The following is a 14848-nucleotide window of genomic DNA, read 5'->3' on the forward strand; positions in this document are numbered from 1 at the left end:
CGTCCCTCCCCCCCCCTCCCCCCCCCCCCCCCCCCCCCCCCCCCCCCCCCCCCCCCCCCCCCCCCCCCTTTTCTTGTTGTGTCCCCGGGCCCATGTCAGGAGCTCGTGAGGATGACGAGTTGCCGGGTCGCTCGGGTCATCGCGACATAGCGGTCTACGGCGCCTGCGACGCCCTCGCCGAACGACTCCGGGTCGATGAGGACGACCAGGTCGAACTCGAGCCCCTTCGACAGGGCCGGGGTCAGCGACCGCACGCGGGACGTCGTACGGAACCTGTCACCGTCGATGGCACCCGTGCCGATGACACAGGCGATCCCCTCGGCGTGTGCCGCGAGCCAGGTGTCGAGGGTCGAGTCCAGGTCCGAGACGGACCCGTGGACGACGGGGACGCCGCTGCTGCGGATCGAGGTCGGCACATTGGCGTCCGGGAGCACGGCTCGGATGACCGGCTCGGCTTGCGCCATGACCTCTTCAGGAGTCCGGTAGTTGATGCTCAGGGAAGCCAGGTCGATCCGGTCGAACCCGACCCGCTCGAGCCGTTCCTGCCACGACTCGGTGAACCCGTGCCTGGTCTGGGCGCGGTCACCGACGATGGTGAAGCTCCGGGACGGGCAGCGGAGCAGCAGCATCTGCCACTCCGCGTCGGTCAGTTCCTGAGCCTCGTCCACGACGATGTGCGCGAACGGGCCGGCGAGCAGGTCCCGGTCGGCGGTGGGCAGTGCGGTCTCGTCGATCAGGCTGTCCTGCAGGTCCTTGCCCCGCAGCATCGTCACCGCACCTTCACCGTCGGCATCGGCCGCGATCACGCTGTCGATGACGCCGGCCATGCGCTCGCGTTCGGCGGCGACGGAGGCGTTGTGCCGACGCGTGCGCAGTGACGCCTCCGGGTCGCCGAGGCGCTGCCGTGCCGCGTCCAGGAGCGGCAGGTCGGACACCGTCCAGGCCTGGGCGTCCTCGCGCTGGAGCTTCTGAACCTCGTCGCGGCTGAGCCAGGGAGCGCACTTGCGCAGGTAGGCGGGGACCGACCAGAGATCTCCGACGAGGTCAGTCGCTTCGAGCATCGGCCACGCGCGGTCCAGGGCCGTGACCAGCTCCCTGTTCTGCCGCAGCGACCTGCGGAACAGGTCGGGCGAGACCTCGTCGTCGTCGTGCTTGTCCAGCAGGATCGTGACCAGTTCCTCCCAGATCTGATCGCGCGCCTCGTTGTGCGGAGTACCCGGATCCGGTGCCTTGAAGGCCACGGCCCAGTCGTCGGCGCTCAGCCAGATGTCGGACCAGTGGGTCTCGACCATCATCCCCTTGGCGGGCGGCTCTTCGTAGATGCCGACGGCCGGCTCGATGGCCTTCACCATGTCCGCGGACGACTTCAGGAGGGCCACGTCCGGGTCGCGCTCGACCGCTGCCCCGGCCCCCTCCGCGACGAGGTCCCGCACGGTGCAGGTCTGCACGCCCTCCTCTCCGAGGCTGGGGAGGACGTCGGCGACGTAGTCCAGGTAGGGCCGGTGCGGACCGACGAACAGCACGCCGCCCCGACGGTGACCGAGGCGAGGATCGGAGTAGAGGAGGTGGGCAGTTCGGTGCAGGGCGACGACGGTCTTGCCCGTACCCGGGCCGCCGTCGACGACGAGAGCGCCGCGCGATCCCGCACGGATGATCGCGTCCTGGTCGGCCTGGATGGTGCCGAGCACGTCTCGCATCCGGGACGAGCGGTTGCTGCCCAGGCTGGCGATGAAGGCGGACTGGTCGTCGAGCGCGGCGTGCCCTTCGAGCCCGTCGGCGGTGAACACCTCGTCCCAGTAGTCGGTGATCCGGCCGCGGGTCCAGCGGTACCGGCGGCGGCTCGCCAGCCCCATCGGGTTGGCGTGGGTCGCTGCGAAGAACGGCTCGGCCGCGGGGGAGCGCCAGTCGAGCAGCAGCCGGCGCCCCGAGCTGTCGGTGAGGCCGAGTCGTCCGATGTACACGGGTTCGGGGTCGTCCGCACCGACGATGCGTCCGAGGCACAGGTCCAAACCGAAGCGGCGCAAGGCGCGCAGACGCCCCGTCAGCCGGTGGATCTCCAGGTCCCGGTCCATCGCCTCCCGGCCGATGCCGCCGGGCGACAGGCGCTCGGCATCGAGGCGGTCGGACACTTCGGCGATCGCCTGCGCAAGACTCTCCGCGATGGCCGCGAAGTGCCGCTCGTCGCCGTCGATCAGTGCCGGGTCGGCCTTGGGGGAGAGGTGTTCGGGAAGGCCGAACGCGCTGGTGGTCAGGGAGTTCATGTCCATCAGCTCCAGTCCGAGGTCGCGCCCGTGAAGTCCGCCGAGGGGCACACCTGCGCCTCGACGCCGAGTGCCCGCAACCGCGGCACGCGTCCCACCACCGGCTCGACGTCACCGCACGACCCGTAAGTCCACACCCACACACGCACTTTGTGAATCTCCCACTTCCGCAGTTTCCGGCCTCGACGAGCGATTCTGCGGTACGACCGGGGCCTTGCCGCAAGCCCCCCAGTGCGCTATAAGTTGAAAGTGGCAAGGGGTGGGTTTTCCCTCTTGCCCTCATCGCCCGCTGTAGACGGGCAAGCCCTTCCCGAGGCGGCAACGCGCCACGTATGGCGGTTCCCTCGTCCTCTCCCGCTCCTCTTCCGCTCCTGTCCACGGCTGGGCCTTCTCGGGCCGAGCCGTGTGTGACGTGGGCCACCTTCCTTTTTGCTGCGCGACGCAGCGATCTCCTCTAGTCTCCTGTGTAGCGCAGTAACTGCGCAACGCAGCGAAAGTGCCTAAAGGAGAACCATGCTCACCGTCGCCGTCACCGGAGCCACCGGAGCCCAGGGCGGAGCCACCGCCCGCAGCCTGCTCACCGCCGGCCACCGGGTGCGCGCCCTCACCCGCCACGTCGACTCGCCCGCCGCCGAAACCCTGCGCGACCTCGGCGCCGAGGTGCACCACGCCGACTTCGACGACCGCCCCTCCCTCGACGCCGCCCTCGCCGGCGCCGACTCCCTCTTCGCCGTCACCACGTTCGAAACCGACACCGCGACCGAGACCCGGCAGGGCAAGGACCTCGTCGACGCCGCGGTGGCCGCAGGCCTCGGGCACGTCGTGTTCACCTCTGCCGCTCACGCCGACCGCGACACCGGCGTCCCGCACTACGAGAGCAAGCGCCTGATCGAACAGCACCTGCGCGCCTCCGGCGTGCCGTGGACGGTGATCGCTCCGGCGGCGTTCATGGACAACTACACCAGCGGCTGGACCCTCGACGGGCTGCGCGACGGCACGTTCGCCTGGCCCATGCCGGTCGGCTGCCCGCTCACCCTCATCCCCGCCGAAGACATCGGCGCGTTCGCCGCACTCGTCCTTCAGCGCCGCGACGAGTTCGCCGGGCAGCGCATCGACATCGCTTCCGACGAGCGAACTCCCGGCGAGATGGCGGACATCCTCGCCGCCGCCATGGGCCGTCCCCTCTCCTACGAGGAGGTGCCGCTCGCTTACGTACGCACCCGGTCCACCGACCTGGCCGCCATGTTCGAGTACTTCACCACCTCAGGCCTCGACATCGACGTCGCCGCACTGCGCCGCGACTACCCCGAAGTCGGCTGGCACGGCTTCGCCGACTGGGCGAACCGCCAGGACTGGCGGGCCATCCTGCCCACCGCCGCCGCGCACCACTGACACCCCACCCCTGGAGAACACCCCCATGAAGCCCATCGGATACTGGCTCAACCGCACCGACCAGGCGCTGACCCGCTCCATGAACGACATGCTCGCGGAGTTCGGCCTCACCCGAATCGCCTGGCAGATCCTCAAGGTCATCCATGACGACGGCGAGGCCACCGACGCCCACATCCTGTCGACCCTCGCCGTCGATGCCGACATGCCCACGCTGACCGAAGCCATGGACGTCGTGCTCGCCGATGGCTGGGCAACCCGTCCCGCGCCGGATCGGCTCGCGCTCACGCCCGGCGGCCGCCGGCGCCTGCCCGATGTCGCCGACCGCGTCGACGCGTTCCGTGCCCTGTCCGCGACCGGGATCTCCCAGGACGAGTACCGCACGGCCGTCCTCGTCCTGGAACGCATGACCCGCAATATCGAAGCGGCGACCGGCTAGTGCTGTGACCGGAAAGGTTCACCGGGTCGCGGCCCCCGGCACGGCACCTCGCCGCGTTGTCGGACCGCGCTGGTACGTCCAGTACGAGCCGCGGCCCTCCGCCTTGCGATGTACCGCACCGGACGCCGCGACCCGGCAAACCTTTCCGGCCACAGCACTAGACGAGTTGGTCCGCAGCGACCTGGAAGGTGCGGCCGCGTACGGTGACGTCCCCGTCTCCGTCTTGGTCCGTCCAGGCAAGGAGGACGCTCTCGGCGCCGTCGCCGAAGGCGGCCGCGGCGCACGTGTGGAAACGGTTTCCCGCCGTCCCCGAGCTGACCTGGACCGGGGGGCCGAGGGAGAGCTGCGAGTCCGAGCACATCATCGCCTTGACCTGGGGGACGGTGGAGAAGGTGACGGCGCTCTTCTCCACCCAGGCGAGCAGGAAGCGTCCGCCCGGCAGAGGCGTGAGGGCCGGCGCCGAGCGGTTGAAGTCCCGGGGGCTGCCTGCGGTGACGCTGGTGATGACCGATCCGTTTCCGGCCGGGCTGAAAACGCTGGCCTGGACGGTGGTCTGCGAGACGCCGAGATCGCTGGGCTGGATCGCCTCGATGTGGGCGACGACGAATCTGCCGTTGTCGAGCAGCGTGATGGCGTTCACGCCTTGGAATCCCCCGACGTTCGGCAGGACTTCACCACCCTGCGGCTGTCCCTCGAAGGTGAAGACCCGGTAGGTGAGCCGTCCGCCGCCGATGGCCGAGGGGTCCACCGTCCAGGCGACGACGAAGTCCCCGTCCTTCAGAACCGTCACCGCCGGCTTCACGTGGAATCCCTCGGTGGTGTTGACGGCGATCTCGGAGCCCTTCTTCGCGCCCTCGGCGTTGAAACGCTGAGCCCGGATGCGCTGGTCCATGCGGGCGCCCGCCCAGACGACGACGCACCCTCCGTCGACCATGCGGGTGACGGACGGCCGCTGCGTCGGGTCGATGTCGCCTGTGTTGACCTGGACGGGCGCCCCGACCGGATTCGCGCCGGAGAACCTCTGCAGGACGAGCCGCGGGTTGGGCGGCGGATTGTTGAAGGGCTGCTCGATCCACGCGGCGAACGAACCGAATCCGGCCGCTTCGAGCGCCGGCCACTGCCGGTTCGTGTTGCCGTCCGGCACCACCGGTGTGTCGATCCGGAATTCCTCACCGATCCTCGTGCCGCTCGTCGACAGTTTCTGAGCTTTGACGCTCGCGTCACTGCCGTCCGACCATACGGCCTGGTACCGCGCGCCGGAGAAGGACTCGACGGACGGCTGAAACTGCCTGCCGGTGTTGGTGGTGTTCACCAGGAAATCGCTCATGGCTGCTCTCCGCTGACGGTTCCGGGGCCAAGTGCGCGAATGTGGGCGCAGACAGGAGCGCCAAGAAGAGCCTGACACTCCTACAGGCCGCGTGCATCCGCAGGACCGCGTCACGCAGGTCGTACAAGCCTTCGGCCGTCAGGTCGTGACCTGCTGGGGAGCGGTACCGGCGACTTCGCGCGTGCCGAGGACGTGCGCCGGCAGCTTGCGCTCGGCCAGCAGCAGGACCGCCGCGCCGGCCAGGACCATCACCGCCAGGACAGTCCACAACCGCCATGGCCCGGCCTCCAGGAGGAACCCGAGCAGGAGCGGCGCGATGGTACGGCAGAGGGACCAGGACAGCTGGTAGACCGACAGGTACCGGCCGCGCAGGTGGTCGGGAGCGGCCTGGACCGACAGGCTCTGCGCGGGCCCGGAGTGGACCAGCTCGCCTGCGGTGTAGAGCACCGCGACGGCCAGGACGGCGACGAAGGCGGTGGAACCGCCGGCGAGCCGGGGCAGGGCGGCGAAGGCGGCGAAGGAGAGCGCGAAGACGACCGCGCCGAGCGCGGCCCCGCGGGTACGCCTGCCGCGCAGGGTCAGGCGGGCGACCGGCACGCCGAGCGCGGCGACGATCGCGGTGTTGACCGCGAACACGGCCCCGGCCAGGACGTCGGGGAGCCCGACGTCGCGGGTGAGGAAGACCGGCAGGGCCATGGCCTGGGCGGTGTAGCCGAAGGCGATGAGGAAATTGGCCGCTGTGATGAGCAGGTAGGGGCGGTCGGCGAGCACTGCCCGGAACCCGTCACGGCCTTCGGCCGGCCTGACTGCGCTGATGCGGGCCGCCGGGACCCGGCCGACCAGGACCGCGGCGACAGCGAAGACCGAGGCCAGGACCGCCGAGACGGCGATGAAGCCGGTACTGCCGTTGAAGGCGAGCATGCCTCCCGCCGCCAGGCTGCCCACTCCCATGCCGGCATTGCGGAGGCTGCGGTTCCAGGCCAGTAGCCGGTCGCGCTCGGTGCCTTCGGCGATATCGCCGATGAGCGCCTGCTGGCTGGGCGAGGAGGCCCACATCCCCACCGCGACGACCAGGGCGACCGCGAGGAACGCGGGATGGGAGTCGGCGAAGGGATACGCGGCGAATCCGGCCACCCGCAGCGCCAGTGCGCCGATGAACACGCGCCGGCCGCCGAACCGGTCGATGAGGACGCCCGTCACGGGCATGAACGCCAGCGCGCACAGCCCGGCGACCGTCAGGCCCGCGCCGACCGAGGTCAGCGAAAGCCCGGTGAGCGAGTGGATGAACAGCATCGTCAAGGGCACGTAGATGCCGTCGCCGACCGAGTCGACGAGGCTGGCGGTGATGAAGCGCCGATGGGTGCGTATGGGGGGCTCAGTCGACGTCGAGCGCACCGCGTCCACGCTTCAGCTCGGCGAAATCGTCCATCCCCGCCAGGGTCCGCACGGCCTGGAACAGCCGGATCGCCTGTTCCGCCCGGGGGACGGAGGTGAGGACCGGGCCGAAGAAGGCCGCGCCGTCCACGGTGACGACGGGCGTGCCGGCCTCCTCGCCGACCGCTTCCTGCCCGGCCAGATGGCTGGCGCGCAAGGCGGCGTCGAACTCGTCGCCGTACGCGGCCTTGGCGAGGGACGGCGGCAGCCCCAGTTCGTCGAGGGCCTGGGTGATGACCGCGTCGTAGTCCTTGTTGCGTTCTCCGTGGATGCGGTTGCCGAGTGCGGTGTAGAGGTCGCGCAGGATCGCGTTGCCGTGCAGGGCTTCGGCGGCCGCGCACACCCGGGCCGGGCCCCAGGCGCGGTCGTTGAACTCGCGGTACCAGGGCTCGAGTTCGCGGTCCTCGTTGAGTACGGACAGGCTCATGATCCGGAAGCGCAGATCGATCGGCTGGAGTCGTTCCACCTCGAGCAGCCACCGGGAGGTGATCCAGGCGTAGGGGCAGGCGGGGTCGAAGAAGCAGTCGACCGTCACCGGGAGCTGGGCAGCAGATTTATCTTCCACGGAAGGCATTCTATCTTCCATGGAAGATAGAATGGAACCCATGGAACCCACGGAGCCAGACGCGATCGCCGCCATCACCGAACAGTGGGCCCACGAGCGCCCCGACCTCGATGCGACACCGATGCTCGTCATCGGCCGGCTCTTCACGCTCACGGACACGCTGGACCGGCGACTGCGCCCGCCGTTCGCCGCGGCGGGTCTGGGCAACGGCGACTTCGACGTGCTCGCCGCGCTCCGCCGTGCCGGATCGCCCTACACCCTCTCCGCGGGCGAACTCAGCCGCACCGTCCTGGTCACCACCGGCGCGGTGACCAAGCGGGTCGACCGGCTCCAAGCCCGCGGCCTGGTCGGCAGGGCCGTCGCCGACACCGACTCGCGCGGACGCCTCATCACCCTCACCGCCGAGGGCCTCGCACTGACCGACGAACTCATCGCCGTCCACCTGGACAACCAGCGCCGACTCCTCGCCGGGCTCGGCGAGGACGAGCGAACACAGCTCGCGCACCTGCTCGGACGACTCGCCTCGACACTGGCCTCAGACGACGACCGGGAGTCCGGCTGAGTGACCCGCAGTACCCCAAGCGGCTGCCTCGGGCTCCGGGTCACTCACCGCGCCAGACCCTCTGGTACGCCTCGCGGTAGCCCCGCGGGTCCCAGGACGTGGCCCCGCCGCTGTTCTCTGCCGTCACCACGTGAACGGGTGCGACGTAGCCGCTGGCGGGGCGGCCGGCGAAGGCGCGGTTGAACTCGTCGATGATCTGCCAGCCCTGCTGGGCCAGCGGTTCGGGGACGGTGGCGGCCTGGAACCCGCGGCTGTTGATGCGCTGGAAGGCGGAGGGATCGCCGTCGCCCGCGCCGATGTTGAAGGGCGGTCCCCCGCCGGGGCGCCCGGCGGCACGCAGCGCCGGAGCCGCGTCGGCGAAGTAGAGGTCGTTGATCGCGACGGAGTGGGTCCACCGGTCCCGGAAGCGGGACACCAGGGAGGAGACCTGCTGCGGGGTGCGCTGGCTCGCGTCCGGGATGGGGATGTTCTCGGTCGCCAGCAGCGTCACCGCGGGGCAGGCCGCGAGCTGCCGTTTGATCAGCTCGGCCTTGTTGCGGGCGAACGGGATGGAGTCGTCGGTGAAGACGACGACCCCGGCGTGGCCGTCGGACCGGGCGATGACCCAGTCCGCGCTGACCCTCGCGACCTCTTCCACCTTCGTGGTGATGTTGGTGAAGAGCCGGGGATTCGTACTGGGTCCGGGGGCGCCGACCGCGTGCCAGCCGATCAGCGGAATGTCCGCCGCCGCTGCCCGGGCCGTCTGCTGCGCCGTGAGCAGGGGATCGAAGCCGCCGATGACGATGCCCGAGGGCTTGAGGGTGACCGCCTGGCTGAGGGCGGCCTGGATGCCCGCCGGGGTGCCCTCCCCGTCGATCACCCGGACCTGCCAGCCGATGGCCGCCGCGGCTTCCCGGACGCCCTTGGCGACTCCGGCGACACCGGGGTTGGTCATGGTCTGGGCAACGTAGACGACGGTCTTGTCGGGAACCGCCACGGGGCCGGTCGTGGGGCCGTTCCAGGAGTCGTCCGTACGCTCGGCCCGCCCGACGGCCTCCTTCGCCTGCGCGAGTACCGCCGGGCAGCCGGCCGTCGAGGGCGAGGCCGCGGCAGGCGGCTGCGACGAGCCGCCTCCGCAGCCCGCGAGGAGGGTGGCGGCGGCCGCCCACAGGGCCGCGGCCGCGAGGACGCTGGTGCGGTTCGGGTACACAGTGCTCCTGACCGGGGGTGCGCTGGAGGTCTACCGGGCGTCGGCTGCGGCCGCCGCCGACGGCCCGGGCGGTTCGGGTGGTTCGTCGGGCGGGTGCCGGTCCGCCGTGGCCCGCGTGCGCAGCCGCCGCCTGGCCGCGTAGCCCGCCAGGCCGACCGCCAGCAGCAGCGTGCCTCCGTTGAACAGCGGGGTGGCCCAGAACTGGGCGCCGAGCTGGCCGATTCCGGCGAGCCCGACGGCGAGCACGCTGACGGCCACGAGGGTGCCGAGCGCGTTGGCGCGGCCGGGCTTGATCGTGGTGGAGCCGAGCAGTGCGCCGACGAAGGCGGGCAGCAGGTAGTCCAGGCCGACACTCGGGTTGCCGACCTGCTGCTGCGCGGCGAGCAGGACCCCTGCGATGCCCACGACCAGGCCCGATCCGGCGAAGGCGTAGACGGAGTACCTGCGGGTGGGGATGCCGATGATGCCGGCGGCGCGGGGGTTGGAGCCGACGACGTACAGGTACCGGCCGAACGGCAGCCGTTCCAGCACCACCCAGAGGACGACGACGGCGGCGAGGACGTAGAAGGCGGGCACCGGCAGACCGAGGAACCGGGCGTCGTAGAGGCCGGTGAAGGAGGCCGGCAGGCCGTCCGGGCCGGGCACGATCCTGCTGCCGTCGGTGAGCCATCCGGTGAGGGCGTACATGATGCTGCCGGTGCCGAGCGTCGCGATGAAGGAGTCGATGTGGGCGAACTCGACGACGACACCGTTCAGGGCGCCGACCAGCGCCCCGCCGAGGACGACGGCGAGACAGGCGAGCGGCCACGGCGTCCCCTCCTCGACGATGAGGTGCATCACCAGGACGTGCGCCAGGCCCAGCCCGTAGCCGATGGACAGGTCGAACTTGCCGGTGGCGATGGGGATCGTCGCACCGAGTGCGAGGAGGGCGGGGATGGACTGGTTGGACAGGATCGAGGACACGTTGTCCCGGGTGGGGAAGGTGTCCGGCAGGGCCACGGAGAAGACCAGGAACAGCAGGGCGGTCAGGGTCAGCAGGCCGTAGTTCCCGATGACGTGCCCGCGCGGGGACCAGGGGGTCACGAGGCCGTCGTGCTTCCGGTGATCGCGGGCATGGCCGAGGCGGCGCGGGTGAGTTCGGCGGACGTGAGGGCGGCGCCCGCCGGCTCGGCCGCCACCGATCCGCGTACGAAGACCAGCGCGCGGTGACAGAGGTCCGCGACCTCCTCGAAGTCCGTGGACACGAGCAGGACCGCCAGGCCCTCGGCGGCCGCCTCGTCGAGCAGCCGGTGGATCGCCGCCTTGGCGCCGACGTCCACGCTCGCGGTCGGCTCTTCGAGGATCAGCAGCCGCAGCCGCGCGCGGAGCGACCGGCCCAGGACGACCTTCTGCTGATGGCCGCCGGACAGGGTGGCGATGGGCACCTCGCTGTCGCGGGGGCGCACCGAGAACCGTTCGATCAGGGCGGCCGCCTCACGCCGCTCGCGCCGGGGACCGAGCCAGCGCCACGCCGGCACGCCGGCCGCCCGGGGGTTGGCCAGGAAGTTCTCCCGGACCGTCAGATCGGGGGCGCAGCCCTCCTCCTGGCGGTTGGCGGCCACGAAGCCGACTCCCCGGCCGAGGGCGGCGGCCACGGTGCGCGGGCGGTACGGCAGGCCGTCGAGCAGTGCCCGTCCGCCGAGCAGCGGCAGCGCGCCGGCGAGGGCGCGGCCCAGGTGCATGTGGCCGGCGCCGGTCAGCCCGACCATGCCGAGGATCTCGCCGGGCGCCAGATCCAGGCTGACGGGCGCGGTGCGCTGCGTCGTCACGGCGTCGAGACGCAGTACGGGAGGACGGCCGGCGGGCACGGCGGCGGCGGGCCCGCGGCCGGCCGGCACGCCGCCCGCGATGTCACGGACCAGGCGAGCGGGACCGTACCCTTCGAGCGGCCCTCCGCTGACCAGGCGGCCGTCGCGCAGGACGGCGAACGTGTCGGCGACCCGGTACACCTCGTCGAGCCGGTGGCTGACGTAGAGAATGCCGTGCCCCCGGTCGCGCAGGGTGTGCAGCACGTCGAAGAGCCGGGCGCAGTCCGCGGCGGGGAGCGTGGCGGTCGGCTCGTCGAGGACGAAGAGCTCCGCCCGGCGCGCGAGGGCGCGGGCGATGGCCACCAGGGAACGCTCGGCGGGCGCGAGGTCCGCGATCCGGGCATCGGCGTCCAGGTGCCCGGCGACGATCCGCAGGGCCTCGGCGCAGCGTTCCCGGGTCCGCCGCCAGGAGATGAGGCCGTGGCGGCGCGGGTAGCCCGTCCCCAGGGCGATGTTCTCGGCGACCGTCATCCACTCGACCAGGCCGAGGTCCTGGTGGATGAACGACATCTTGGCGGAGGCGGCTTCGGACCCGAGCGGGTGCCCGGCCACCGTCACCTCGCCCTCGTCGGCCTGGTGGACCCCGGCGAGCACCTTGATGAGCGTGGACTTCCCGGCGCCGTTGGGGCCGAGGAGGGCGAGCACGCTGCCGCGGTGGAGGTCGAGGTCGACCGCGTCCAGCGCGACGGTGCCGCCGAACCGCTTGCCGAGACCGCGTATGCGCACGAGCGGGTCCCCGCCGGAGCGCCCGGGCGGGCGGCTCGTCGAGGTGTCGGAAGGGTCATGGGCGTCATGCACGGACGTCTCCGGGGCCGACCTCGGATCCCCCTCTGGGGAGGGTGGGACAGGCAGGATGCTACTGGCAGTCAAGGGGTAAACCCGGCTCATACGGTTGTTATGCCGCGTCCAGGGCGCATTCGGCCCAGATGACCTTGCCGCGGTGGGTGTAACGGGTGCCCCAGGACTGGGCCAGCTGCGCGACGAGGAACAGGCCCCGGCCGCCCTCGTCCGTGGTGGCGGCCCGCCGCATGTGCGGGGCGGTGCTGCTGCCGTCGGAGACCTCGCAGATCAGGGCGCGGTCGTGGATCAGGCGTACCTGGATCGGCTCGGTGCCGTAGCGGACGGCGTTGGTGACCAGCTCGCTCAGCAGCAGCTCGGCGGCGAACGAGAGCTCCTCCAGCCCCCATTGGGCCAGCTGCCGGGTGGCGGCGGCGCGGATGTCGGAGACCCGCGCGGGATCGGCGGACAGGTCCCATGCGGCGATCCGGTCGGCGGGCAGGGTGTGGGTGCGGGCGACGAGGAGGGCGATGTCATCGGCGGGGTGCTCGGGCGCCATGGCGTCCATGACGGCCTGGCAGGTGTCCTCGGGGCTGCGGTCCGCGTGGGCCAGGGCGCGCTGCAGCTGGTCGAGGGCGACGTCGATGTCGCGGTGGCGGTCCTCGACGAGCCCGTCGGTGTAGAGGATGAGCGTGCTGTCCTGGGGGAGCTCGATCTCGGCCGTCTCGAAGGGCAGGCCGCCCAGGCCCAGCGGGGGCCCGGCGGGCAGGTCCGGGAAGCTCACGCTGCCGTCGGGTCCGACCAGGGCGGGCGGCAGGTGGCCGGCCCGGGCCATGGTGCACCGGCGCGAGGTGGGGTCGTAGATGGCGTACAGGCAGGTGGCGCCGACGAAACCGGTGCTGCCCGTGGCAGGGTCGTCGCCCTCCTCCCGGTCCAGGCGCACCAGGAGGTTGTCCAGGTGGGTGAGGAGCTCGTCGGGGGCGAGTTCCAGCTCGGCGAAGTTGCGTGCGGCGGTCCGCAGCCGCCCCATGGTGGCGGCGGCGTGCAGGCCGTGGCCCACCACGTCGCCCACCAGGAGGGCGACCCGGGCGCCGGACAGCGGGATGACGTCGAACCAGTCGCCGCCGACTCCGGCTTCGGCGGGCAGGTAGCGGTGGGCGACCTCGACGGCGCCCTGCTCGGGCAGGCCGCGCGGGAGCAGGCTGCGCTGGAGGGTCAGGGCGAGGGTGTGCTCCCGGGTGTAGCGGCGGGCGTTGTCGATGCACAGGGCGGCGCGGGCCGCGAGTTCCTGGGCCAGGCGGGCGTCGTCGTCGCCGAAGGGGGCCGGGTCCTGCGCGCGGTAGAAGGCGGCGATGCCGAGCAGGACGCCGCGGGCGAGCAGCGGGACGACGATGAGGGAGTGCACGCCGTGCGCCATGATTCGCCGGGCGTGCCGGGCGTGCGCGGGGTTCGCGGTGATCCAGCCGGCCGCGGGGTCGAACTCGGCCTCCAGGACCGCCTGTCCTTCGACCAGCGCACGCATGTGGGGGGATCCGGGTTGGAGTTCCACGTGCTGTCCGACTGGGAAGAAGGGGCTGTCGGCGCGGAGGCCGTGGCGCACGGCGCGGTGCAGTTCGGCCTCGGGATGGGCGGACTCGTCGCCCCGCAGTACAGCCTCGGGCAGGTCCACGGTGACGTAGTCGGCCAGGCGCGGGACCGCGATCTCGGCGAGCTCCCACGCGGTGCGGCTCACGTCCAGGGTGGTGCCGACGCGGCTGCTGGCCTCGGCCAGCAGCTCCAGCCGGCGCCGTGCCTCCACGGCGTACTTCCCGACCTCCGGCTCGCCGACCAGCACCAGGCCCCGGACCGTGCCGGGGCGGGGGGCCGCGCTGTCGGCCGGCGCTCCGGCGGGCAGCGGCGCGGCGGCCGGTGTTCCAGGCGGTGGCGGTGCGGCGGCCGGTGCTCCGGCCGGCGGCGGTCCCGAGCGGGGCGAGAGGGGGAGGTGGTGGACCGGCGGGGTGCCGCCGCTGAGTACGGCCTCGACGACGATGCCCGCCACGCCGGAGCCGCTCGTGACCGGGTGACTCAGCAGAGTGGCCTCACGGCCGTGCGGAAGGACCACGTCCAAGGCGCCCGGCCGGGCCGAGGAGATCAGCTCGGTCGCCTTCTCCTTGAGGATTGTCTGGTCGTGCGGGTCCAGCTGGAGGTCGGCCAGTTCGTCCAGCCGGTCCAGTCCGGCCGGGCCGGCCGGCACGGCGGGCCCGAGGTGGAGCCCGTCCCCGGCGGCCCCGGCCGTGTGCGCGCGCCGTTCGGCATCGAGGTACGTGCGCAGCAGCCCGCGCTCGCGCGCCGAGCTCTGCTCCATCAGCCGCCGCTCGATGGTCGCGGCCGCCCGGCCGAGCAGCAGGGGGAGGGCCGGGCGCTCGTAGGCGTGCGGGTACCCGAAGCAGAGCACGCCCACGATGTGCCCGCTGAGCTGGTCGCGGATGGGGACGGCGCAGCAGGCGTTGCGCTGGGCGCGTTCGGCGAAGTGCTCCGCGCCGTAGACCTGGATGGGGCCCCGTTCGGCCAGCGCGAGGCCGATGCCGTTGGTCCCGGCGAAGCGCTCGGCGAAGACGAAGCCGGGGACGGTCTGGATGGGGGCCAGGGTGTGGGCCAGGGAGGCATCGCCGAACCGGCGTTGCAGCACCATGCCGTTCGCGTCGGCGACCGAGATGTTCATCTGGCTGCCGGAGAACCGGGACTGCAGCTGGTCGAGGACGGGCCGCGCCGCCCGTACGAGCCGGCTGTCCGGATCGAAGTCGTCCCGGTACGGCAGCTCGCTCTGGTCCGGTGACAGTCCCAGCAGCCGGCAGCGCTGCCACGAGTTCAGGATCGGACCGCGCACCCCGGTCTCGACCGACTCGCCCACCAGGAACCGCTCACGGGAGCGTGCGGGGCCGATCTGCTCTCCCGTGACCCCCATCTGCATCACTTCCCCTGGCCCGCGGGCCCTCGGCCGTACCGGGATGATCGCTCTGGTCCGTGCGTGCGTGCGGTGCCGTGCGATGAATGTTGAATCAGCGCCTTTCGAGTATAT

Annotated in this window: 11 protein-coding genes; 3 read left to right on the plus strand and 8 right to left on the minus strand. The window is 72.0% G+C overall.

Annotation, left to right across the window (positions count from 1 at the left end; all coding sequences use genetic code 11):
- Positions 1-95 precede the first annotated feature (95 nt).
- Positions 96-2261, minus strand: coding sequence for an RNA polymerase recycling motor ATPase HelR (gene helR, locus ACZ45T_RS26640; protein ID WP_468445587.1), 2166 nt, complete (start codon positions 2259-2261; stop codon positions 96-98).
- Positions 2262-2774: 513 nt separating this feature from the next.
- Here helR and ACZ45T_RS26645 point away from each other — a divergent pair.
- A complete protein-coding gene (locus tag ACZ45T_RS26645) occupies positions 2775-3653 on the plus strand; it encodes an NmrA/HSCARG family protein (RefSeq protein WP_468445480.1) in 879 nt (292 codons plus the stop codon).
- Between the two features lie 25 nt (positions 3654-3678).
- A complete protein-coding gene (locus tag ACZ45T_RS26650; protein WP_468445482.1) occupies positions 3679-4089 on the plus strand; it encodes a MarR family winged helix-turn-helix transcriptional regulator in 411 nt (136 codons plus the stop codon).
- A 157-nt stretch (positions 4090-4246) separates the two neighbouring features.
- On the opposite strand, the gene ACZ45T_RS26655 is transcribed toward ACZ45T_RS26650, so the two are convergent.
- The 3 genes from ACZ45T_RS26655 to ACZ45T_RS26665 all read right to left on the minus strand — a co-directional run bounded on the left by ACZ45T_RS26655 (position 4247) and on the right by ACZ45T_RS26665 (position 7424).
- A complete protein-coding gene (locus ACZ45T_RS26655; RefSeq protein WP_468445484.1) occupies positions 4247-5416 on the minus strand; it encodes a hypothetical protein in 1170 nt (389 codons plus the stop codon).
- Between the two features lie 138 nt (positions 5417-5554).
- On the minus strand, positions 5555-6811 hold the full coding sequence (locus tag ACZ45T_RS26660) for an MFS transporter (RefSeq protein WP_468445486.1): 1257 nt from the start codon (positions 6809-6811) through the stop codon (positions 5555-5557).
- Entirely contained in the window at positions 6792-7424 is a 633-nt protein-coding gene (locus ACZ45T_RS26665; protein ID WP_468445488.1) for a mycothiol-dependent nitroreductase Rv2466c family protein, read from the minus strand. The genes ACZ45T_RS26660 and ACZ45T_RS26665 overlap by 20 nt, the downstream gene beginning before the upstream one ends.
- A 31-nt stretch (positions 7425-7455) precedes the next feature.
- Here ACZ45T_RS26665 and ACZ45T_RS26670 point away from each other — a divergent pair, with 31 nt between their 5' ends.
- Positions 7456-7977: a MarR family winged helix-turn-helix transcriptional regulator gene (locus ACZ45T_RS26670; RefSeq protein ID WP_468445490.1), complete on the plus strand. Its 522-nt coding sequence runs from the start codon at positions 7456-7458 to the stop codon at positions 7975-7977.
- 40 nt (positions 7978-8017) lie between these two features.
- On the opposite strand, the gene ACZ45T_RS26675 is transcribed toward ACZ45T_RS26670, so the two are convergent.
- The 4 genes from ACZ45T_RS26675 to ACZ45T_RS26690 form a co-directional block, all read right to left on the minus strand.
- On the minus strand, positions 8018-9166 hold the full coding sequence (locus tag ACZ45T_RS26675) for a substrate-binding domain-containing protein (RefSeq protein WP_468445492.1): 1149 nt from the start codon (positions 9164-9166) through the stop codon (positions 8018-8020).
- A 30-nt stretch (positions 9167-9196) separates the two neighbouring features.
- A complete protein-coding gene (locus tag ACZ45T_RS26680) occupies positions 9197-10249 on the minus strand; it encodes an ABC transporter permease (protein ID WP_468445494.1) in 1053 nt (350 codons plus the stop codon).
- Positions 10246-11811 (minus strand): sugar ABC transporter ATP-binding protein, encoded by a 1566-nt coding sequence (locus tag ACZ45T_RS26685; RefSeq protein WP_468445496.1) that lies wholly within the window; start codon positions 11809-11811, stop codon positions 10246-10248. Before ACZ45T_RS26685 ends, ACZ45T_RS26680 begins: the two co-directional genes overlap by 4 nt.
- Before the next feature lie 97 nt (positions 11812-11908).
- Positions 11909-14734 (minus strand): SpoIIE family protein phosphatase, encoded by a 2826-nt coding sequence (locus tag ACZ45T_RS26690; protein ID WP_468445589.1) that lies wholly within the window; start codon positions 14732-14734, stop codon positions 11909-11911.
- Positions 14735-14848 lie beyond the last annotated feature (114 nt).

It is taken from the genome of Streptomyces sp. NPDC030995, from assembly GCF_055571215.1.